The following is a 21142-nucleotide window of genomic DNA, read 5'->3' on the forward strand; positions in this document are numbered from 1 at the left end:
ATGGTACTGATCTTACAGAAGCAAAGTATATTTTTGGCATGAAAAAAGGCTGCCAAGGCAGCCTTCTCTAGAGCCTAATATTTGCTTAGGCTTTTTTAGCGTAAGCTGAGCACCAACCTTTACCAGCAACTTGCTTACCAGCAAACAATGAGCAACCACCAGCAGCTGCGTCAGCTTTACCTTGGAACAGAGCACAGTTAGAGCACTGTTGACCAGCAGCGTACTTTGGAAACTTTGCTTTATCTACTTTTGATGCATCTGCTTTGTAACCCAATGCAGCAGCTTGTGGATCGGTTTCTGCAACCATAGCTTGAGCTTGAACTTTACCGTTCAATGCCAAAGTACAGGCACCAGCAGCAGACAAAATCATAAATTGGCGACGACTATTTTTCATGGATTCTCCAAAGATAAATCAGTGATTAACAAGCAAACGCATTGAAGAGCAATACGCACCTTAAAAGCTAAGCACGATCATAGTGGAGAAGATTTGGGGCTGCTAGCTAACGCCTAAGTCAATGATTTATATGGAAATATAGATGAGAATTGTTCTCAGAAAAAATAAGGCGCTGAAGTTAAGGCTACTAAGCGTTACTTCCAGCCCTTGAGTTTCATGCAATTAACCCACTGCCTAATATGGACTCCGGACCCTACTTCTGGGTAATCCTCTTTGCACTCTTTCAGATCTTTGTTGTACGTGGCTCTATTATTTTTAGCAGGGTCTTGATTTTCTGTCGGCATACTCACGCACCCGATAACTCCTACAGTAACGAGAAGGCATACGATTTTCAGGGTGGTATTTGAATGAAGCAAACTACCTCCCACTCTTATTGGCCAGCTTCATATACGCACCGTGATCACCACACGCCCTATTAAATGCCACTGCAGACATCGAATCTTTTGCACCAATCGCACCCACAGCACTAATCGCACCGCGAGATTTTTCCTTTTGGCCTTGAGTCATTAGCGCATATGAATTTTCCTGGCAATTAGCCATAAAAATGTAATCTGCTTCTTTCGTGAAATCCCTACTTAAAACGTAGGAGCTCAATTTCATTTGCCGCACATCTTTTTTAGCATCAACAATACTGACTTCGTTGTTAATGACTTCGTAAAAGACTGGTGGCTTTGAATTAGTAGACCCAAGTGTTGCATCTTGCTTGGCATTGGTAAGCTGCTTTTTTTCCTTTTCATCAAATACTTCTACAGGCGCTTTCTGAGCTATTGGCGCTGGTAAAGCGCCGTCTTGATATAGAAAATAGTTAATATTTTGATCATCGATAAATTTTCTACCGCACAGTCGAGAGCGCACATATGCCATGGCTGTTCTGGGAGCAATCTTGACCCAGCCAGAACCATTTACTGGCTTGGTATCACCCACTAATGGTCGCTGGGAAACAATATTTTGGGTGTAGAGGGTTTCAGACCACTGATGATTACTAAAGCAATCTATTTTTTGGCGATATGGTCCGACCATTGTGGCGTTATAAGTCGCTAAATTACTTTTCGCTCTTGGTGCGATGAAAGCGTCATACGTTAAGACACCGTCCTCATCCTCAGTCAAACTGTAAGGATCATAGAACCAAACCTTAGTTTTAGATTCTGCCAGCAAAATCCATGTGCGGTCACTGTAGTCTTTTTGATTGAGTGGCGGAATATAAAAGAAGGGTGACTCTACTTCCTCATTCATCATAGCTTGATAGTTCTGTCGCATGGGTCCTGAGGTACAGCCCACAATGAACAAAATAGCCAAGATGAGGAGTTTTTTCATACGCTTATTTTCGATCAATCAGAGCCAGAAATTCTCTACGCAGATTGAAGTCTTTCAAAAAAGCACCACGCATCACACTATTGATCATCTTCGAGTCACGATCTTTAACGCCACGCCATTGCATACAAAAGTGATCAGCATCCATTACTACCGCTACACCGATAGGCTTAATCTTCTTCTCAAGCATATCTGCCAGCTCCACCACAGCCTCTTCCTGTATCTGTGGACGACACATTACCCACTCCGTCAGCCTAGAGTACTTCGATAAGCCAATTAAGGCAGAACCTTTATTTGGTAGGACGCCAATCCATATACGGCCCATGATGGGGCATAGGTGATGAGAACAGGCGCTACGCACGGTAATAGGGCCAATAATCATGAGCTCATTTAAGCGACTTACATTAGGAAACTTAGTTAAGGTCGGCTGATCTACATAGCGCCCATTAAAGACTTCTTGTACATACATCTTCGCTACACGACGACTGGTATTTTGAGTATTGTGATCATTTTTAGTATCGATGACTAAACTCTCTAATACGGCCTGCATCTTCTCGGCAACCTCATCTACCAAACCTTCCAATTCGCCCGGCTTAATAAATGCCGCAATATTGTCATTTGCATGAAAACGCGCTTTTTGCGCTTCAATTCGACGACGAATGACTACAGATAATGGGGTACCGCTTTCATCTTTATTGATGTTAGCCTTGGTAGTTTTATCGGTAGACTTAAGAGCGACACTTTTGCTAACTGTTTTGCCAACTGTTTTTTTGGCGGGCGTTTTGATTGCAGTTTTTTTAGGGGTTGGCATGCATTCTTTCCAGGGAAAATAGTCGTTATGTGGATTGCTTTTAAATAAGCCATTCTTCTACTTGAAGATTGGCAATACGATGAAACTCTCGTGCGTTATTGGTTATTAAGTTACTCGATTCAGAGAGCGCATGAGCCGCAATCATTAAATCCATACCACCAATTGGCTGGCCAGCTTTCTCAAGCCCAGAGCGTATTTGAGCGTAATGGTGTGTAGCCTCAACTGGCCATGGACGAATTTCAAAGCCATCAATCCATGCTTCAATTGCAGCGCTAAAACGTGGGGATGCTAATTTTGCTGCTCCAAACCTCAGCTCAGCCGCAACAATGGCAGATAGCCAGACCTCGTCGTACTCTAACTGTGTAAAACGTTCCAACATTTTTTGCGGATGTCGGCGCAATATATAACTGCAAATATTGGTGTCTAAAGTTTTTTGTTGCTTTGCCAATCTATGTCCAATCACGCTCTTGGGCAGGTAGGTCATCCCGATGCTCTAAAAAATCTTCCGGCAGTGGCTCAGTCTGTTCGTAAAAGGAACTGAGCCATTGACCCAAATTGTGCTCTCTCTCATCATCGGGCGTTACCCAAAGGGCATTGCCCACTTGCTCAATGCGGACTTGCTTAGCCGTAAAGCGTAACTTAGCCGGCAAACGAATTGCCTGGCTACGCCCACTCATGAATAACTTCGCAATACTGGTCATTAGAGCCTCCTAAGAGCTGGGGATACGTAAGGGATAACTTAAAAGACAACTTAAGAGATACTTTAAGGGGTGGTATAGAGCTGTATGTAATATAGCAATGATATATCACATTTAAGGATCAGGTAAATACCCCTAAAAAGCCCTAAATCTGGAAAAACAACGCTACGACGCAAATGATTCCAAAAAACCAAACTGTGGTTCTCGTTGTCGGCCAATTAGCGACATAGCAAATCAAATAAGCAATACGAGCCAGCACAAAGCCCATTGCCAATAAGTCAATTCTGTCTTGTGGCGCATGAGCAATGGAAGCAATGATGACTGCGGCAAAAAATAGCGGCAAAGACTCAAACAGGTTGGCCTGTGCAGCATTGGCACGCGCCCTAAAACCTGTTTGCTTAGCCAGCCACTCTCTTGGCGCGCCATTGTCATAACCATCAAAACCTTTTTTAGCAATGCCAGCGGCTACGATAGGCAATAAGCCCATAAAGAGAACACAATAGTAGGCAATAGTCATGATGGGGTTTTCTTGGAGCCAATTCGGCTTTCAGTTCCGTTAAGTAAGTTAGCAATGTTGCTGCGATGACGCCAAATCAGCAGTGCGCAAACGACTAGGAGCGCTAAGCCCATTGGCTGAAAACCAAACAAAAAGACAAAATAGATGGGACCAAACACAGCAGCCGCTAAGGCAGCTAAAGATGAGTAGCGCATAAACGTCGCCACGATAATCCAAGTACCCAAGGTAGCAAGCCCCAAGACCCAGTTCACGCCAAATAAAATGCCACAAGCAGTAGCGACACCTTTGCCACCTTTGAAGCCATGAAATATCGGAAATAAATGTCCTAAAAATACTGCAAGTACTACGCCACATAAAACCCAAGAGCTCAGAGTAGCGGTAAGAGACTCATCACCCAACAACACTCGAGCCAACATGACAGCAAAGAAACCCTTTAGTGCATCACCAATTAAGGTCAGTACGGCCGCTAATTTATTGCCTGTGCGTAATACATTGGTAGCGCCTGGATTGCCAGAACCATAAGTATGGGGGTCAGGTAGGTGCATGCATTTACTGACCACTACAGCAAATGAAATGGAGCCTATTAAGTAGGCTAATGGAATCAGGAGGATATCTAAGCTAAAAGTCATACTGCTATCTTAATCACTTATTGAATGGCTCAGTCAGCATGCCAAATAGAGGACCTCCAAAGCACATTCAGTCTGCACAGCCCTAAATACAGCATACGCGAGATTAGGGACAATACAGCTCATAACTAGTACTCCGCCCTCCAGCATTTGATTTCACCAAAGCGCCACGCTCTAATAAGTCGGTGATATCTCGTAACGCAGTATCTGGGGAGCATTTAGCAATAATCGCCCATTTACTAGTAGTCAGTTTTCCATCAAACCCATCGAGCAATTTATTCAGCAGCTTAATTTGCCTTTCATTCAATGGGGTTCTAGACCAGCGTTGCCAGAAATTGGTTTTAAATAGGGTTGTGGATAGTGCTGCTTCGGCAACTTCAATGGCAGACAGCAAACTACTTAAAAACCAAGTAAGCCACTGCGTTACATCCAACGCTCCCTTTTGAGTTTTCTCAAGAAGCTCGTAATAATTTTTACGATCGCGCCCAATTTGAGCTGATAAGCTATAAAACCGCTGCGCCGATCCATCAGCTCGGGCCAAAGCCATATCTCCAATTGCCCTTGCAATGCGACCATTACCATCGTCAAAAGGGTGCAGCGTCACAAACCAGAGGTGTGCTAAGCCCGCCTTAATAATTGGATCATCTTGCTGATCTATATTGAACCAGAGTAAAAACTGCTCCATTTCTGTTGGCATGAATGGTGCTGGTGGCGCTTCGAAGTGAATCTGTTGACGACTAACGGGGCCTGAAACAACCTGCATTGGACCGAGGGCATCATCACGCCAAGCGCCAACTAGAATTTTAGATAAACAACTGTGACCCGAAGAAAAGAGGGCGGCATGCCAACCAAAGAGACGTTCCTGCGTTAAATTTTTTTGATGGTGCTGTGTAGCATCAAGCACCATGTCTACTACACCATCGACATAACGATCTGCTGGAGCTAAGGCTACAATATCGATACCCAATCGTCTGGCAATGGATGATCGAACCGAGCTTGGATCAAGCTTTTCGCCCTCGATCTCGCTAGTTTTGATGACATCCTCAGTGAGTACACGTAAGGACTCTTGATCGCGCAAATCAATACCGATATCGTGTAATCGTCCCAGCAGGCGCCCCTGAGCATGGTAAGCCTGAGTCAATAAGCCAGTGAGTTGCCTGAGGTCATACTCCCAATGAGGCCATTGGGAATCTTGCCAAATGTACTTTTTAACTCCGCTATTCATGCGGAGATTATAAGGAATAATCACTGAAAAGTCCATTATTCTCCGCACTTATTGCGGATTAAATGAGTCTAATTACCGCAACACTAAGATCATTAAGTACCTCGAGGATGGTGCTGTTGGTGAATAGATTTGAGTCTTTCCCTAGCCACATGAGTGTATATCTGGGTAGTAGAGATATCGGCATGGCCCAAAAGAAGCTGAACCACCCTTAAATCCGCTCCATGATTGAGTAAATGAGTAGCAAATGCATGGCGTAGAGTGTGGGGCGATAAGGCAACCGGAATGTTGGCCAATGTTGCATAGCGCTTAATCAGCGCCCAGAATGCTTGTCGAGTTAAGCTGGTACCGGTGTGTCGACCTATAAATACAGCATCAGTTGTTTTACCTTCTAATAAGGGAGTACGCGCGTCGGCCAAATAGCGCCTTAACCACTGCCCTGCTTCACCTCCAAATGGTACTAAGCGCTCTTTACCGCCTTTGCCGTTAACTACTCTGACTACGCCTTCATTCAAACCAAGTGCAACAGTTTTTAAAGAGACGATTTCGGAAACGCGTAAGCCACTGGCATACATTAATTCCAGCATGGTGCGGTCACGTAAACCCAAAGGGGTCTCGATATCAGGGGCATTGAGCAATGCAGTAACTTGGCCTTCACTCAGTATTTTTGGAAAGCGTAGCGCCTGTTTTGCGGCGCGTAATCCAATGCAAGGATCACTCTTCACTGAATTGATCCTTAGTGCGTGACGATAAAAGCGCTTGAATACTGTCAATCGGCGATTTGCAGTAGTTGCTTTGTCCGCACGTCGATAGGCTATATAAGCTGTGAGGTCTTTTTCTGTGACCCCATAAAGATCGGCACCCGATTCCTTATATAGCCACTGGGCCAATAACAATAAGTCCCTGCGGTATGCGGCCAAACTATTTTGGGCCAGGCCGTCTTCCAGCCAACAAGCATCGCAGAAGCGCTCTATGGCTTCCTGGCTTACTAGAGAGGCGCTCTTTTTATCAGCCAGCATAAATAAGTAGAAAAATAAAAATTGTATAAATTACTTGGTTGCCTCTTCTAGCTTTTCAGCAAGCCAAATTTTCATAAGGGATTGATAGGGCACATCAATCTTATTAGCTTGTAACTTGATATTTTCCAAAAAGCTTTGAGAGAGTCGAAGTGAGATTGAGGCTGTACTTGGCTTAAGATTTGGCATCGTTACACGCACCGCCTTTGATAAATCAAAATACTCAGAAGCATCATGCCTCTCCCAGAAGGTGCGCTCCTCTTTCTCGTTCTTAAACTTAGGTATTGTCTTGCTAGGCTTTTTCATAAAGCACCCTCTCCTTCTTACTCATCGCCCTTGCGGAGACCACCCTAATCAGAGTTTCATTCTTTCGCAAGGTAAAAACGATAGATAAAAGCACGCCTACTGCAGTAATGCCAAGAGCCAAATAACGCCGCTCATCTTCACTATGCTTTTCATCACCAGAAATCAAGAGAGGCTGATTAAAGAAAACTTCTTCGGCCTCTCCCTGCGTTACACCATGCTTTTCTTCGCTTTTATAAGCGTTTCCAGCATCCCACTGAAATCCGACTATTCGATGAAAATCAATCATGCATGTATATTATCATAATATACATTAGCCCATAAAGCAAGTGGATATAAACCGATAGCTAATATGAAATTAGTCACGGAAATTATTAAAGCCCAATGGCGCTTCTGTTACTTCTTTTTTCAGTAAGGCCATAGTTTCTTGTAAGTCATCACGCTTTGCACCAGTGACTCGTACTGCATCCCCCTGAATACTCGCCTGCACTTTGAGCTTGCTGTCTTTGATAATGCGCACGACTTTTTTAGCCAAGTCTGAAGTAATACCTTTTTGAATCTTCATGGTCTGCTTGCGCTTATCGCTACCAATCGTTTCTGTTTTCTCGTCTTTGAGGTAGCGTACATCCACATTGCGTTTAGCCATTTTACTAATGAGCACATCGCGCACTTGACCCAACTTAAAGTCGTCGTCACCAAATAAAATTAAGGCCTCGTCTTTTTGCTCTACGCGGCTATCAGAACCCTTAAAGTCAAAACGATTGGTGATTTCTTTATTAGATTGCTCGATGGCATTTTTCAGCTCAACCATGTCTGGTTCGCATACAACGTCAAATGTTGGCATTTTTACTCCCTATATTTACTTGAATATTTTCGTAATCTTCATATTTTCTGGATATTTTGGCGCCTCCTATTGGCTTTGCCCCAAAAAATATGCTCTAGATTCTTTTACGAATAAGATTGTGGCATGAACCGTGCTCAAAATGCGTCCCAGCCCGCAAAATCAACCCTAAATTTAGGGTTGAAGCACCGCAATACCTTTGGCTTTGATGTCAGCGCAGAACTGGCCTATGAAATTACCGCTCCAGAGCAAATTCCAGGAGTAATTACTGAAGTAGCTGAAAGAAAAATGGTATGGCGGGTTTTGGGGGGTGGCAGCAACGTCATACTCCCCAATGTTCTGCCGGGGGCAACCCTTCTCATGAATATTGCCGGACAAGAAATCATCGCCACCGATAAAGAAGCTAGTTTTATAGGGGTGGGTGGTGGTGTTAACTGGCATGAGTTTGTTACTTGGGCTTTAGAAAATCATTTTCACGGCCTTGAAAATTTAGCACTGATTCCCGGAACGGTTGGAGCCGCGCCTATTCAAAATATTGGTGCTTATGGTGTAGAGATCGCAGATTACATAGACTACATCGAAGCCTTTGATACCATGGCCCATGCCTTTGTCACTCTCTCAAAAGAGGCATGCCAATTTGCTTATCGCGATAGCTACTTCAAGCAAAATCCCAATCGCTTTATCGTGACAAAGGTCGTCTTTAGAATTCCCAAAACTTGGCAAGCACGGATTCATTACGCAGATTTAGCACAGCAATTTGCTAATAATCCAAACCCGACCCCAGAAGATATTTTTTTAGCTGTATGCAAAATTCGGATGTATAAATTGCCAGCCCCCAATGTCATTGGTAATGCTGGCAGCTTCTTTCAAAACCCGGTCATACCAAATGAGCAATATGAAACTCTGCTGAAGAAGCATACAAGCCTAGTCTCCTACCCAGATGCCCCAGGCAAACGCAAGCTTGCAGCTGGGTGGCTGATTGATCAGTGCGGCTTTAAAGGTCAGCGCATGGGTGACGTTGGCGTCTATGAAAACCAAGCGCTAGTACTAGTCAACCATGGTGGTGGTACAGCGCAAGATATTTTAGGTCTTGCTAAATGCATTCAGGACAAAGTACATCGTGAGTTTGGTGTGAGCTTAGAAATAGAGCCTAATATTCTCTAGTCGTTGTCTAGTCGTCCTCTTGCCTTGACTTAGCGCTTTACAGCTTTACGTCTGAAAACCTGACCTCAGCCTCACCTTCAGCTAGCCTTACCTGAAATACATTTTCAGTGTTGAGTTCATTTGGCTTGCGAACTGCATACAGCTGACTTTCTTCTTTGCTCAAAATCACCGCATAACCACGTTCAAGCGTTCTTTGAGGATTAAGCATCTCTAACTGTGATTGGTAGTGCGATTGATTGCGCTTCCAATTGTCCAGCCTTACAGACCAAGCTTGGTTTAAGCGCTGCTGCCAGCCATGCATTTGTTCACGCATACGATCCGGATTGGGTAAAGCATGACTAAGCCTTAGCGCTAATTGATCCAAGGTTTGCGCTTCACGTTCAACCCGCTGACTAATGCGCTGGAGGAGTGCCTGCATGATGGCATCGAGCTCTTGCAGCATTTGATCTCTGCGTGGGGCGGCTAATTCTGCTGCGCCCGTCGGAGTTGGTGCCCTTAGGTCTGCAACAAAGTCTGCAATCGTGAAATCGGTTTCATGACCTACACCACTCACCACTGGAATAGATGAATCTGCAATGGCATAGGCCAGCTGTTCATCGTTAAACGCCCAGAGATCTTCAATACTGCCACCACCACGCACCATCAAGATCACGTCGACTGCATTTTCTTTATTAGCTGCTTTCAGTGCAGAAATAATTCCCGCAGGTGCATCGGGGCCTTGTACCAAGGTGGGATAAATCACAATCGGAACGTGTGGTGCTCGCCTTGCTAAAGTGCTTAAAACATCTTTAAGTGCAGCTGCTTGAGGTGAAGTAATAATGCCGATCGATCTTGGGTGAGTTGGAATCTCGCGTTTACGTTCTTCATCAAACAAACCTGCTTTTGCTAACTTGGCTTTGAGCTTTAAAAAAGCTTCATATAGGCCACCCATGCCTGCCCGTCGCAAGGTCTGAATGGTGAGCTGAATATCCCCACGGGGTACATACATTCCCAAGCTAGCACTAACCTCTACCAAATCCCCTGATTGCGGCATAAAACCCACTTGGCCATTGCGGCCACGGAACATGACGCAACGAATTTGCCCTTCTTCATCCTTGAGTGAGAAATACCAGTGCCCACTGTCATATGCCTTGAAGTTAGAAATCTCCCCGCTAACCCAAACCGTATCGAAGCGATCCTCCAAAGATGCTGCAATGGCGCGGTTTAGATCGCCAACACTCAGAATTTCCCTTGATATTTCCGACATTTTTTCTCTTTAATAAGATGGCTACTGGGCTTGAGGGCCAATAAATATCCACAGATACGGATCCACTCTGGGTTGAATGCTCATAAGTAAGTATTTACTGACCCAAAACGTCTCATAAATCCAACATAATAATACTAAGTCATTGATTTAAATGATAATTAATCTAGGCAAAAAACTGCAATTAAATTAATTTACAAAAGAGATCACCATCAATCAAGGACTTACAGCACGCATTCAAAAAAGTTTTGCATAGAGTTATCCACAGGCTAGCTTTCTGAAACAGGCTTTTTAATTCAGCTAAAGTACTGAGCTTATGTACTCCATCTTACTATCTGCTGGCTGGCCTATTTGGCCTCTTCTCATCATTTCTATTTTGGGCTTAGCAATTGCCATAGAGCGCGCATGGTATCTGAGACAAATCCATATCTTCCCTAAAAATTGTCTGGAAACTGCTTTTTCCCTTGCCAACCAGATTCTTGGAGCCAAATCCACGATTTCTGAGCAACAAATTGCAGAATTGGCGAATATCTCTCCTGCGAGCCCCTTGTTCGCCTGCACCCTCAAAGAGAAGCTGGCTGGCAGCAGCTCGGATGCTGCACTAGAAGAGCTGCAGGCGACTGCTCAAACTACTTGGCTCAAATTAGACCGCTATCTTGGTGCCTTAGCCACGATTACGACGATCGCCCCATTGCTGGGCTTATTTGGCACTGTAGTGGGCATGATCGAAATCTTTGGTAGTCAGGGTGCGATCAATGGTGCTGCTGGTAGCCCGCAACAATTGGCACATGGTATTTCCGTCGCTCTGTACAACACTGCATTTGGTTTGTTGATTGCGATTCCTGCTTTAGCTGCTTGGCGTGGATTGCGTGCAATGGCTAATGAACGTCGACGTGAATGTGAAGAATTTACTCGTCAACTATTTAAGAAGCTCTATCCACACGACGCTGTTGAAATTAACAAATGAGTTGGTTAGAAACACATCCCCATGCAAAGAGAAAATTTTCTCTTGGGGGGAATGCTGAATCTGTAGAGCCAGAAATTAATCTCATCCCCTTTATTGATGTGCTATTAGTAGTGCTCATCTTTTTAATGATCTCCACCACCTTCACTCGCTATCAAGAATTGGCTATTACACTGCCAACTGCAAATGGCAATGAGAGTCAAGCAGAAGTAAAACAAATTCATATTGCCGTGAGTCGGGATGGTCGTTTTGCCATTAATGGCAAAGTAACTGATCGATCCCAATTGAGTAAGGCGTTGACTCAGCTCAGCGAACAAAGCAGCCAAAAGGAAAATGTCATCTCACTACAGGTCAATATTGACGCTGATGCTAGAGCGCCCCATCAAGCTGTCATGAACGCGCTAGAGGCGGCACGCGATGCCAATCTCTCTAATATCGTCTTTAGCAGCCAATTGAATAACCAAGCTAAGAAATAATTTCCGAACAAAGAAACTATTCCTTCATGTCATTTTCTTTTTTCCGTAAAGCACCCAAGCTCTGGGAAAGACGCGGCCCTACTAGCTTATTGCTGTGGCCGCTATCATGGCTTTATGGCTTGGTATTACTTATTCGCAAACTCATTCAAGACATTGGCCTACTAAAACCAAAACCTGCCCCAGTGCCTGTCATCATCGTAGGCAACATTCGTGTAGGCGGTACAGGTAAAACCCCTATCGTGATTGCATTAGCAGAACGCTTGCAGCAATTGGGGTGGAACCCCGGCATCATTAGCAGAGGTTATGGCTCTTCTTCACGAATTTCTCCACTGCAAGTCAACAGTAGTTCTGAGCCAGCAATTGTTGGTGATGAGCCCGTCTTAATTGCAAAGCGTACACGGGATCAATTTCCAATTTGGGTTTTTCCAAAGCGCCAGAAAAGCATTCGATCGTTACTCAAACATTCGCCTGATGTGAATGTCATTATTAGTGATGATGGCTTACAAAGTACTAGCCTGGCGCGCTGGCCTGCTCGCGAAGGCGGTCGTGATATTGAATTGGTAGTACGCGATGGTCGTGGAGAGGGCAATCGCTTTTTACTGCCTGCTGGTCCTCTACGTGAACCTGCTACACGTGAACGTGATGCCACTCTTTTTACCGGAAAAACTAAAGGTAGTGAATCCAAACTAGGTCCACAGGATGAATACTTCTTGGGGCGTCGTGCATTCTCACTCGTGAGTAACTTAGGTAATGCCTATCAACTCATCAACCCAAGTAATCATCAAACACTGAATCAAATCGCGGAAGCCTATTTACCTAACAAGATTACTGCCGTCGCAGCCCTAGGTAATCCACAACGCTTTTTTGATGATCTACTGAAGCAAGGTATCGCAGGAAAATCGATCGCTTTGCCTGATCATGCTACTTATACCCCTGAATTTTTCAGCAAGATCAATGCTCAATGCATCCTCATTACCGAAAAGGATGCTGTCAAATGCGCCACTATTACGGATGAGCGCATTTGGGTGCTGCCAATGCTCCTTTCTCTCCCGGATAGCTTTGCTGACTGGCTACAATCGATCTTGCAAAGACCAGACCCCTATCGCTACACCTTGTAGGTTTTACCCACATAGCACTACACTGTCTCATCACTGATTTAGACTTACTATTTCAGGATTACTCTTACAGAAATCATGGATAAACGACTACTCGATATTTTGGTTTGCCCTTTATGCAAAAGCCAACTGCATTTGGATGTAGATAAACATGAGCTGATTTGCAAAGCAGATCGCTTGGCTTATCCCATTCGAGATGATGTCCCAGTCATGCTGGTGGATGAAGCTCGAAGTCTCAATGCCGATGAGCTTGGGTAATGAACTCCTCGCTTGACACAATGAGCTCCTCCTTCAAAGCCCCCGATTTTTTAGTAGTGATCCCCGCTAGATTGGGATCCACTCGCCTGCCGCGCAAGCCTTTGGCAGACATTGGTGGCAAACCCATGGTGATTCGGGTAGCAGAGCGCGCTCAGCAATCACTTGCACAAAGCGTTGTAGTGGCAACCGATTCAACAGAAATACAAGCTGCTTGCGATGAACATCGTATTGAGTGTTTACTGACCAGTGCAGATCACCCTACGGGTACAGATCGCATTGCAGAAGTTGCTCAGTTACTTAAATTGCCCAGCAATGCATTGGTGGTGAATGTACAAGGTGATGAACCGTTAATTCCGCCGGAGCTGATTAATCAGGTTGCCAGTACTTTGGCAGAGCATGAGCAGTGCGCTATCTCTACTATTGCTGTACCAATGACGAATATTGCAGAGATTCATAATCCCAATGTTGTTAAAGTTGTCCTTAACCGCTCTGGTGAGGCCCTCTATTTTTCAAGAGCATCCATCCCCTTTGCAAGAGATCCACAAGCGATTCTAAAAACTGAGTACTTACGGCACCTAGGTATCTACGCATATCGGGCTGACTTTTTACAAGCCTATACCCGCCTCGAACCAGCCCCTCCTGAGGAATCTGAAGCCTTAGAGCAACTACGCGCCCTCTGGAATGGCTACCGTATAGCGGTTTATACCGCCTTAGAAGCCCCACCAGCTGGGGTAGATACCCCTGAAGACCTAGAAAGAGTTCGGCAGTTGCTGGCTCGCTTATAGGCCAATCTCAGCCAAGCGCCCAAAACCTCGGCACTTTGAAGCTTCTCGGGGATAATCCTAGGCAATAAGCAACTAAGATCCCAACAAAATACGGGACAATGTCAGCTCTTCTAAGGGGAAAACAATGCGGTTGATTCTGCTCGGTGCACCAGGTGCTGGAAAAGGCACACAAGCTCAGTTTATTTGCGAAAAGTTCGCTATTCCACAAATCTCCACAGGTGACATGCTGCGTGCTGCCGTGAAAGCAGGAACTGAACTGGGTATTACTGCCAAAAAAATTATGGATGCTGGCGGCTTAGTATCCGATGACATCATCATTGGTCTCGTAAAAGATCGCCTTACTCAGCCGGATTGCAGTAAAGGCTATTTGTTTGATGGTTTCCCAAGAACTATTCCACAAGCTCAAGCCATGAAAGATGCTGGCGTTCCAATCGATTACGTTTTGGAAATTGACGTGCCATTTGATGCCATCATCGATCGTATGGGTGGACGCCGCGTACACCCAGCCTCTGGTCGTACTTATCACATCAAATACAACCCACCAAAAGTGGCTGGCAAGGATGATGTAACTGGCGAAGATTTAATTCAGCGTGATGACGATAAAGAAGAAACGGTTCGTAAGCGTTTGCAGGTTTACGATGACCAGACCCGCCCTTTAGTTGAGTACTACTCTACTTGGGCTGTACAAGCCAATCCAGCGGATAAGGTAAAAGCACCAGCCTATCGTAAGGTCAGCGGTACTGGTAACGTCGAGGACATTACTGCTTCGATTTTGGCTGAATTGAAGTAAACAGACTCCACTTAATAAAAAAGACTGCAAGTGCAGTCTTTTTTATTTGCGTGCTCCTTGATGATTATTTCAGCTCTTTAAGAGCGCTCTCAAAAGATTCAATATCCGCAAAGCTTCGATAGACCGAAGCAAAGCGAATGTAAGCCACTTTATCAAGGCGCTTGAGTTCACGCATTACTAATTCGCCAACACGTTCACTCGGAATCTCTTTTTCACCGAGGCTCAGCAGCTTTTCTTCAATGCGTGCAATAGATTCGTCGACAGAGTCTGAAGAGACTGGGCGCTTACGCAAAGCAAGCTTAATAGAGCTTGCTAACTTCTCATGACTATATTCAACGCGGCTACCATTCTTCTTAACAATGGCCGGTAGCACCAACTCAACCCGTTCATAAGTTGTAAAACGTTTATCGCATTTAGCACAACGGCGACGACGACGAATAGTATCGCCCTCGTCAGAAACCCGGGTATCCAATACCTGGGTATCTTCGTTATGGCAAAAGGGGCAGCGCAATGAGCTCTTCTTTTATTGGTTGGGTTGCTGAGTGCTTACTTAACCGTAAACTGGGAAACGCTTCGTGAGCTCAGAAACTTGAGCGCGCACCTTGGCAATGTTGTCCGGATCATTTGGATTATCTAAAACATCTGCAATAAAGTTACCTACCTGTCTTGCTTCTGCCTCTTTAAATCCACGTGTTGTCATCGCAGGTGAACCCAAACGAATACCACTCGTCACCATTGGTTTTTCTGGATCATTTGGAATACCGTTTTTGTTGCAAGTGATATGCGCTTCACCTAAAACACGCTCAGCTTCTTTGCCGGTCATTTTCTTGGCACGCAGATCAACCAACATCACGTGAGAATCTGTACCGCCAGAAACAATGCGCAATCCACGAGCAATTAAAGTTTCTGCAAGGGCTTTTGCATTCGCAATCACTTGCTTTTGATAATCCTTAAAGCTCGGTTCCTGCGCCTCTTTAAATGCCACTGCCTTAGCAGCAATCACGTGCATCAAAGGACCACCCTGTAAGCCTGGGAACACCGCGGAGTTAATCGCCTTCTCGTGCTCAGCCTTCATCAAGATGATGCCGCCACGGGGACCACGTAAGCTCTTATGAGTTGTAGAAGTAACAATATCTGCATGTGGCACTGGGTTTGGATAAACACCAGCAGCAATCAAACCAGAGTAATGCGCCATGTCCACCATAAAAATCGCGCCCACTTCTTTTGCTAACTTACCAATACGCTCCCAATCAATGACAAGAGAGTAGGCAGATGCACCAGCAATAATCAATTTAGGTTTGTGCTCACGCGCCAAACGCTCCATTTGCTCATAGTCGATTGCTTCATTCTTATCGAGACCATAAGAAATAGGGTTAAACCATTTACCGCTCATATTCAGAGCCATGCCATGAGTTAAGTGACCACCCTCGGCCAAGCTCATACCCATAAAGGTATCACCTGGCTTCAAGAAGGCCAAGAACACTGCTTGATTGGCGGATGCGCCGCAATGCGGTTGTACGTTAGCAGCTTCAGCACCATAAAGCGCTTTTACACGATCAATCGCCAGTTGCTCAGCAACGTCCACAAACTCACAACCACCGTAATATCGCTTACCAGGATAACCTTCAGCATACTTATTGGTTAACTGAGAGCCCTGCGCCTGCATTACTGCTGGCGAAGCATAGTTTTCAGAAGCAATGAGCTCAATATGGTCTTCCTGACGCTTGTTTTCGCTCTGAATAGCTGCCCATAACTCGGGATCGGTTTTGTCTAAAGTGTTTTGATGGTCAAACATGGTGATAATCCTGATGAAGTTGGATTGCTGCGTTAATTAACTTAGTAAAATCTACCTACATCATACAAAATCCACCATGACCTCTACACAAGACCTCTCATTCCTCTCCCTAGTCCTCAATGCCAGCCTATTAGTACAGTTGGTAATGTTGTTATTACTCAGCATGTCCGTGGCCTCTTGGACCATTATTTTCAAGAAAACCGCTGTTTTACGTGGCGTCCGCCAGGATACCGAGCGCTTTGAACGTGACTTTTGGGCCGGTGGAGACCTCAATACCCTTCTAGAGGCCGCCCAGCGCAATACCCGCAGCGATGCCGTGCTGGAGCATATTTTTGAGGCTGGGATGCAGGAGTTCAACAAAGGTCGCGAGATTGATGCTGCCCGCCGCGCCATGAAAGCCACCTACCAGCGCGAAATGGACCTCCTGGAAGCCAATCTACCGTTCTTAGCATCTGTAGGCTCAGTCTCGCCTTATATCGGCCTCTTTGGTACTGTCTGGGGCATCATGCATTCCTTTCGGGGTTTGGCTAATGTACAAAACGCTACTCTTTCAGCTGTAGCCCCGGGTATTGCCGAGGCGTTGATCGCAACAGCGATTGGTTTGTTTGCAGCGATTCCAGCAGTGGTTGCTTACAACCGATCGGCTACTGATGTCGATCGCCTCTCCATTCGTTTCGAAACTTTTATTGAAGAGTTCACCAATATCTTGCAGCGTCAAACTGCTGGACGCTGATTGAGCTGATAAGTGAATCGATAGGCGAAAAAAATTATGGCCGGATCTACATTACGTAAAAACAAACGTCGGGCGATGTCTGACATCAACGTCGTTCCCTATATCGACGTGATGTTGGTATTACTGGTGATCTTCATGGTCACAGCTCCAATGGTTAATCCAGGCGTTGTTAATTTACCAACGGTTGGTGGCGCTAAAGTGCAATCTTTGCCACCCGTCTTCTTAACTATTGATGCAAACGAAAATGTCATCGTACGCAAAGATGGCGACCCAACACAAACACTGAATAAATTTGAGCTTGGTGCCTTTGCGAGATCACAAGCAGAAAAATCTGCCGATCAACCTATCGTCATTGCTGCTGATAAATCCATTAAATATGAAACAGTGATGGAGGTCATGTCCAAGCTCAAAGAGAATGGCGTTAAGCGCGTTGGCCTTGCGGTCAAGACCCAGTAAGGCTTTGGCCTTCATAGCTGCTCATGAATAGCGCACCCTCTTTTCAGCCATCGCTCTCGCCGTTTAAGCGAGGTCGATATACCAAATCTGAAAGCACTAAACGCGCCTTTACTTTCTCACTGATCGCGCATTTGGGTTTGCTTGCTTTTTTGATGATTGGCATTAGCTGGAATAACTCCACTTCTTCTGGTGTTGAAGTTGAACTTTGGGATTCTGCTCCACAGGTTGAGGCACCTCCTGAGCCAGAACTTAAAACAGAAGTGAAAGAAGAAGCTGCCGATATCGCGATCAAGAAAAAGATGATTGAGAAAGAGCCCCCCAAAAAAGAGGTAGCGAAAGAAACTCCTAAAACAGTAAAGCCTCCTCCGCCCAAAGAGAAGGCAAAAGAAAAAGAGCCAAAGAAGGAAGAGCCACCGAAAAAGGTTGATGCTCCAAAAGCAGTATCGCCAGCAGAAACCAAAGCCAATGCCGCGGCAGAAAAAGTCCGCGCCGATCAATTAGCGCGCTTACGTGCTGCAGCTGGTGCCGAAGGTGGTAGTGGTGGCACAGTTGGCAGTGGAGTTGGAGGTGGTGGCAACGCCCCCCCAGGCTGGACCGACAAAGTCATTAAGAAGGTTAGGCCTCTAATTGTCTTTAATCCAGAATCCGTGAGCGGTAACCCTGCAGCAGTCGTTTTGGTAAGCCTTGCTCCAGATGGGGCTATTTTGAGCACCAGCATCCAGTCTTCTAGCGGTAATGCCGGCTGGGATCGTGCAGTACTACTTGCCCTCTCTCGCGCAGAAAGCCTGCCGAAAGACGACAATGGCAAAATTCCTCAACGCGAAGTAAAACTGACTTTCAAACCCAAGGATTAATGCATGCTGCACATAGCGAAAAGACAGATACAGAAACAAGCATCAAAACTGAATTCTTTTGGCTTAGTCATATTTGCGCTATTTATTAGCTTGGCAACACCTGCGCTGGCGCAGATGAATATTGAAATCACTGGTGTAGGTCAATCGCTCTATCCAATCGCAGTAATGCGTTTTAAAGATGAAAACAAGTTACCCACCAGCGTTACTGAAATCATTCGTCAAGATTTAGCTCGCAGTGGTTACTTTAAAAATACCGAGAACGGCAATGCCGTTGAGAGCGATGAAGGTACGCCAAACTATAAGTCTTGGGCCGCACGTGGCGCCGATGCGTTGGTAGTGGGCTCAGTTGTACAAACTGGCAACAATCAATTTGATATTCATTACAAACTTTTTGATGTTCGTAAATCTCAAAGTCTTGGCGGCTTAAATCTCAACTCCAGCACAGATAATTTACGTGCCGTAGCCCATAAGATTGCCGATGACATCATCTTTAAATTACTGGGCGAGCGTGGCGTATTCTCTACCCGCCTCTCCTATGTCATCAAGGATGGTAAGCGCTATCGCCTAGTCATCTCGGATGCGGATGGACAAAATATTCGCAATGCCATGAACAGTGGCGAGCCAATTATTTCTCCATCATGGTCACCTGATGGCAAGAAAGTTGCTTACGTTTCTTTCGAAGATCGAAAACCAGTTATCTATGTTCATGAACTTGCTACTGGTCGTCGCATTTCTCTTTCGAATCAAAAGGGAAATAACAGTGCGCCAGCGTGGTCACCCGATGGCAAGAAGCTCGCCATCTCATTGTCTAAAGATGGCAACACCCAGATCTATAGCATCAATGCGGACGGAACTGGTTTACATCGCCTAACTCGTGGCAATACGATTGATACAGAGCCCCAATATTCTGCTGATGGTCGCTACATCTACTTCACTAGCGATCGTGGTGGTAATCCACAGATCTATCGGATGAGTGCTGAAGGTGAACAATCTGAAGGCGTCAAGCGCATTACCTTTAAACAAGGTTTTGTGACATCCCCTCGCATCTCTCCAGATGGTAAATATTTAGCTTATATCGCCAATATTGGTGGCGCTTATCGCCTCTATATTCTGAACTTAGCTACTGGTGATGGTCAGGCACTTACCGATGGCACTAGCGATGAATCCCCTTCTTTCGCTGCCAATGGTCGCTATGTCCTCTATTCCACCAAGGTGGGTGGCAAACGCGTTCTTGCTGCCGTTTCAGTGGATGGCAATTCTAAGCAGGTACTCAGCATTCCAGGATCTGATGTTCGTCAGCCGTCCTGGGGTCCATTCATGGATTAAGCCAAGGGCACCCTCACGCTCACCTAAACCCTTTTTTAGGGGTTGAAATAGTCACTTTTGATGCTCTTAGGGGCATAATATTGTCTATTGATTCATTTATTGATTCATTTATAGATTCAGTTCGTAGGTAAAAGGAAAATTCATGAAGATTTCTATCGCACGTCGCGCAGCGACATTTGCCCTGATCGGCGCAACAGCACTTCTCATGGCGGCATGCTCCAGCGTCAAGCTAGATGACACAGATGGCGCTAATGGCAACGGTAGCGGTAGCGGCAAGTTTGGCTCACAACCATGGAATGACCCAAGCAGCCCACTCTTTGAGAAAAGTGTGTACTTTGGCTTTGATGAATATACCGTTCAGACTAAATACCAAAAAATGTTATCTGCTCACGCAAGCTACTTAAAAGCCAACCCTAAGCAGAAAGTCATTATTCAAGGCAATACTGATGAACGCGGTACTGCTGAATACAACTTGGCACTTGGCCAACGCCGTTCTGATGCTGTGCGCAAATCGTTGAATTTGATGGGTGTTTCTGACGACCAAATGGAAGCGGTTAGTTTTGGTAAAGAAAAACCAAAAGCTGAAGGTGACAATGAGGCAGCTTGGGCAGAAAATCGCCGCGCTGACATTGTTTACATCACAAACTAAATGAAGATGCTTTCTTACTCTGCAAAACAAACGCTCTCACGAGCGTTTTGTTTAAGTGCTGCGCTGATCTGTTTAGGCGTTTCTAATAGCGCTTGGGCCCTCTTCTCTGATGATGAAGCGCGCAAGGCTATTCTGGACCTACGAAAGTCTCTAGCAACCACCCAGCTTGAGTTGCAGGGTCAGATTGACAAACTCAAAACTGAGAATGCAGAGTTGCGTGGCAAGGTTGAGGAGCTTGAAAAGCAAGGTGAAGATATTAACAATAGTCAGAAGACTTACTACCAAGATCTTGATACTCGCTTAGGTAACTTTGAGCCACGCACCGTCACTATCGAAGGCGTGAGCGGCACAGTACAGCCTGGTGAAAAGAAAGCGTATGACGATGCTTTAAAGTCATTTCAAGCAGGTAATCTCAAAAAGGCTGACGAAGGATTTACAGCATTTGCCATCAAATATCCCAAGAGCCCCTACTTACCGCTTGCTTTGTACTGGAGCGGGAACAGCAAATATGCAAATAAAGATTACTCCGGCGCGATTAGCCAACTGCAAAGTCTGATTAAGAGATTCCCTAATCATCCACGCGTTCCTGCGGCAATGGTCACATTAGGAAACTCTCAATTAGAGAGTGGCAATAAAGCTGCGGCCAAGAAAACCTTTAGCGAGATTATTGCCAAGTATCCAGATACTGAAGCAGCCAAAGATGCGCAGCAACTTATTGCTGGTACCAAGTAATTC

At 45.3% G+C, this 21142-nt stretch carries 29 protein-coding genes; 13 read left to right on the plus strand and 16 right to left on the minus strand.

Annotated elements, in window-relative coordinates; all coding sequences use genetic code 11:
* Positions 1–85: 85 nt before the first annotated feature.
* The 13 genes from ICN48_RS02230 to ICN48_RS02290 all read right to left on the minus strand — a co-directional run bounded on the left by ICN48_RS02230 (position 86) and on the right by ICN48_RS02290 (position 7802).
* Complete coding sequence (locus ICN48_RS02230) at positions 86–394, minus strand: high-potential iron-sulfur protein (RefSeq protein ID WP_216152132.1); 309 nt, start codon at positions 392–394, stop codon at positions 86–88.
* A 194-nt stretch (positions 395–588) separates the two neighbouring features.
* Entirely contained in the window at positions 589–744 is a 156-nt protein-coding gene (locus ICN48_RS02235) for a hypothetical protein (RefSeq protein WP_255539424.1), read from the minus strand.
* A 67-nt stretch (positions 745–811) separates the two neighbouring features.
* Positions 812–1768 carry a hypothetical protein gene (locus tag ICN48_RS02240; protein ID WP_216152134.1) on the minus strand — a complete coding sequence of 319 codons (957 nt, stop codon included), beginning with the start codon at positions 1766–1768 and terminating at the stop codon, positions 812–814.
* A 4-nt stretch (positions 1769–1772) separates the two neighbouring features.
* Entirely contained in the window at positions 1773–2576 is an 804-nt protein-coding gene (folE, locus tag ICN48_RS02245; protein ID WP_216152135.1) for a GTP cyclohydrolase I, read from the minus strand.
* A gap of 40 nt (positions 2577–2616) precedes the next feature.
* Positions 2617–3024: a type II toxin-antitoxin system VapC family toxin gene (locus ICN48_RS02250; protein ID WP_216152136.1), complete on the minus strand. Its 408-nt coding sequence runs from the start codon at positions 3022–3024 to the stop codon at positions 2617–2619.
* A gap of 1 nt (position 3025) precedes the next feature.
* The gene (locus ICN48_RS02255) at positions 3026–3277 is read right to left on the minus strand and encodes an antitoxin (RefSeq protein WP_216152137.1); all 252 of its coding nucleotides are present in this window, start codon (positions 3275–3277) and stop codon (positions 3026–3028) included.
* Positions 3278–3419: 142 nt separating this feature from the next.
* Complete coding sequence (locus ICN48_RS02260) at positions 3420–3791, minus strand: MAPEG family protein (RefSeq protein ID WP_216152138.1); 372 nt, start codon at positions 3789–3791, stop codon at positions 3420–3422.
* Positions 3788–4420: a glycerol-3-phosphate 1-O-acyltransferase PlsY gene (gene plsY, locus ICN48_RS02265; RefSeq protein WP_216152139.1), complete on the minus strand. Its 633-nt coding sequence runs from the start codon at positions 4418–4420 to the stop codon at positions 3788–3790. The genes ICN48_RS02260 and plsY overlap by 4 nt, the downstream gene beginning before the upstream one ends.
* Positions 4421–4523: 103 nt before the next feature.
* Positions 4524–5642: a Fic family protein gene (locus tag ICN48_RS02270; RefSeq protein ID WP_216152140.1), complete on the minus strand. Its 1119-nt coding sequence runs from the start codon at positions 5640–5642 to the stop codon at positions 4524–4526.
* A 92-nt stretch (positions 5643–5734) separates the two neighbouring features.
* Positions 5735–6658, minus strand: a complete 924-nt coding sequence (gene xerD, locus ICN48_RS02275) for a site-specific tyrosine recombinase XerD (protein ID WP_216152141.1) — start codon at positions 6656–6658, stop codon at positions 5735–5737.
* Between the two features lie 30 nt (positions 6659–6688).
* The gene (locus ICN48_RS02280) at positions 6689–6961 is read right to left on the minus strand and encodes a BrnA antitoxin family protein (protein ID WP_216152142.1); all 273 of its coding nucleotides are present in this window, start codon (positions 6959–6961) and stop codon (positions 6689–6691) included.
* Complete coding sequence (locus tag ICN48_RS02285) at positions 6948–7247, minus strand: BrnT family toxin (protein ID WP_216152143.1); 300 nt, start codon at positions 7245–7247, stop codon at positions 6948–6950. The genes ICN48_RS02280 and ICN48_RS02285 overlap by 14 nt, the downstream gene beginning before the upstream one ends.
* A 69-nt stretch (positions 7248–7316) precedes the next feature.
* Positions 7317–7802 carry a YajQ family cyclic di-GMP-binding protein gene (locus ICN48_RS02290; RefSeq protein ID WP_216152144.1) on the minus strand — a complete coding sequence of 162 codons (486 nt, stop codon included), beginning with the start codon at positions 7800–7802 and terminating at the stop codon, positions 7317–7319.
* 123 nt (positions 7803–7925) lie between these two features.
* On the opposite strand from ICN48_RS02290, the gene murB reads away from it, so the two are divergent.
* Complete coding sequence (gene murB, locus ICN48_RS02295) at positions 7926–8963, plus strand: UDP-N-acetylmuramate dehydrogenase (RefSeq protein ID WP_216152145.1); 1038 nt, start codon at positions 7926–7928, stop codon at positions 8961–8963.
* 37 nt (positions 8964–9000) lie between these two features.
* On the opposite strand, the gene xseA is transcribed toward murB, so the two are convergent.
* Positions 9001–10209 (minus strand): exodeoxyribonuclease VII large subunit, encoded by a 1209-nt coding sequence (gene xseA / locus ICN48_RS02300; protein WP_216152146.1) that lies wholly within the window; start codon positions 10207–10209, stop codon positions 9001–9003.
* A 313-nt stretch (positions 10210–10522) separates the two neighbouring features.
* Between xseA and ICN48_RS02305 the strand changes: the two genes are divergently transcribed.
* From ICN48_RS02305 to adk, 6 genes are all read left to right on the plus strand, one after another.
* Positions 10523–11173 carry a MotA/TolQ/ExbB proton channel family protein gene (locus tag ICN48_RS02305; RefSeq protein ID WP_216152147.1) on the plus strand — a complete coding sequence of 217 codons (651 nt, stop codon included), beginning with the start codon at positions 10523–10525 and terminating at the stop codon, positions 11171–11173.
* Positions 11170–11646, plus strand: coding sequence for a biopolymer transporter ExbD (locus ICN48_RS02310; protein WP_216152148.1), 477 nt, complete (start codon positions 11170–11172; stop codon positions 11644–11646). Before ICN48_RS02305 ends, ICN48_RS02310 begins: the two co-directional genes overlap by 4 nt.
* Before the next feature lie 26 nt (positions 11647–11672).
* On the plus strand, positions 11673–12764 hold the full coding sequence (gene lpxK / locus ICN48_RS02315; RefSeq protein WP_216152149.1) for a tetraacyldisaccharide 4'-kinase: 1092 nt from the start codon (positions 11673–11675) through the stop codon (positions 12762–12764).
* A 75-nt stretch (positions 12765–12839) separates the two neighbouring features.
* Positions 12840–13019, plus strand: a complete 180-nt coding sequence (locus ICN48_RS02320) for a Trm112 family protein (RefSeq protein WP_216152150.1) — start codon at positions 12840–12842, stop codon at positions 13017–13019.
* 20 nt (positions 13020–13039) lie between these two features.
* Complete coding sequence (gene kdsB / locus ICN48_RS02325) at positions 13040–13804, plus strand: 3-deoxy-manno-octulosonate cytidylyltransferase (protein WP_216152378.1); 765 nt, start codon at positions 13040–13042, stop codon at positions 13802–13804.
* Between the two features lie 124 nt (positions 13805–13928).
* Positions 13929–14594: an adenylate kinase gene (gene adk, locus ICN48_RS02330; protein ID WP_216152151.1), complete on the plus strand. Its 666-nt coding sequence runs from the start codon at positions 13929–13931 to the stop codon at positions 14592–14594.
* 64 nt (positions 14595–14658) lie between these two features.
* Here the strand turns inward: adk and nrdR are convergent, their stop codons facing one another.
* Positions 14659–15105 carry a transcriptional regulator NrdR gene (nrdR, locus tag ICN48_RS02335; protein ID WP_216152152.1) on the minus strand — a complete coding sequence of 149 codons (447 nt, stop codon included), beginning with the start codon at positions 15103–15105 and terminating at the stop codon, positions 14659–14661.
* A gap of 39 nt (positions 15106–15144) precedes the next feature.
* Positions 15145–16389: a serine hydroxymethyltransferase gene (gene glyA / locus ICN48_RS02340; RefSeq protein ID WP_216152153.1), complete on the minus strand. Its 1245-nt coding sequence runs from the start codon at positions 16387–16389 to the stop codon at positions 15145–15147.
* A gap of 76 nt (positions 16390–16465) precedes the next feature.
* On the opposite strand from glyA, the gene tolQ reads away from it, so the two are divergent.
* From tolQ to ybgF, 6 genes are all read left to right on the plus strand, one after another.
* Entirely contained in the window at positions 16466–17122 is a 657-nt protein-coding gene (tolQ, locus tag ICN48_RS02345; protein ID WP_215359106.1) for a protein TolQ, read from the plus strand.
* A 36-nt stretch (positions 17123–17158) separates the two neighbouring features.
* Positions 17159–17578 carry a protein TolR gene (gene tolR / locus ICN48_RS02350; protein ID WP_216152154.1) on the plus strand — a complete coding sequence of 140 codons (420 nt, stop codon included), beginning with the start codon at positions 17159–17161 and terminating at the stop codon, positions 17576–17578.
* 23 nt (positions 17579–17601) lie between these two features.
* A complete protein-coding gene (locus ICN48_RS02355; protein WP_216152155.1) occupies positions 17602–18432 on the plus strand; it encodes a cell envelope integrity protein TolA in 831 nt (276 codons plus the stop codon).
* A 3-nt stretch (positions 18433–18435) separates the two neighbouring features.
* Positions 18436–19758 carry a Tol-Pal system beta propeller repeat protein TolB gene (gene tolB / locus ICN48_RS02360; RefSeq protein ID WP_216152156.1) on the plus strand — a complete coding sequence of 441 codons (1323 nt, stop codon included), beginning with the start codon at positions 18436–18438 and terminating at the stop codon, positions 19756–19758.
* A 142-nt stretch (positions 19759–19900) separates the two neighbouring features.
* Positions 19901–20407 (plus strand): peptidoglycan-associated lipoprotein Pal, encoded by a 507-nt coding sequence (gene pal, locus ICN48_RS02365; protein WP_216152157.1) that lies wholly within the window; start codon positions 19901–19903, stop codon positions 20405–20407.
* Entirely contained in the window at positions 20408–21139 is a 732-nt protein-coding gene (ybgF, locus tag ICN48_RS02370) for a tol-pal system protein YbgF (protein WP_216152158.1), read from the plus strand.
* The last annotated feature ends 3 nt before the right edge of the window (positions 21140–21142 follow it).

Source organism: Polynucleobacter sp. JS-Safj-400b-B2 (genome assembly GCF_018881975.1).
Lineage (GTDB): Bacteria > Pseudomonadota > Gammaproteobacteria > Burkholderiales > Burkholderiaceae > Polynucleobacter.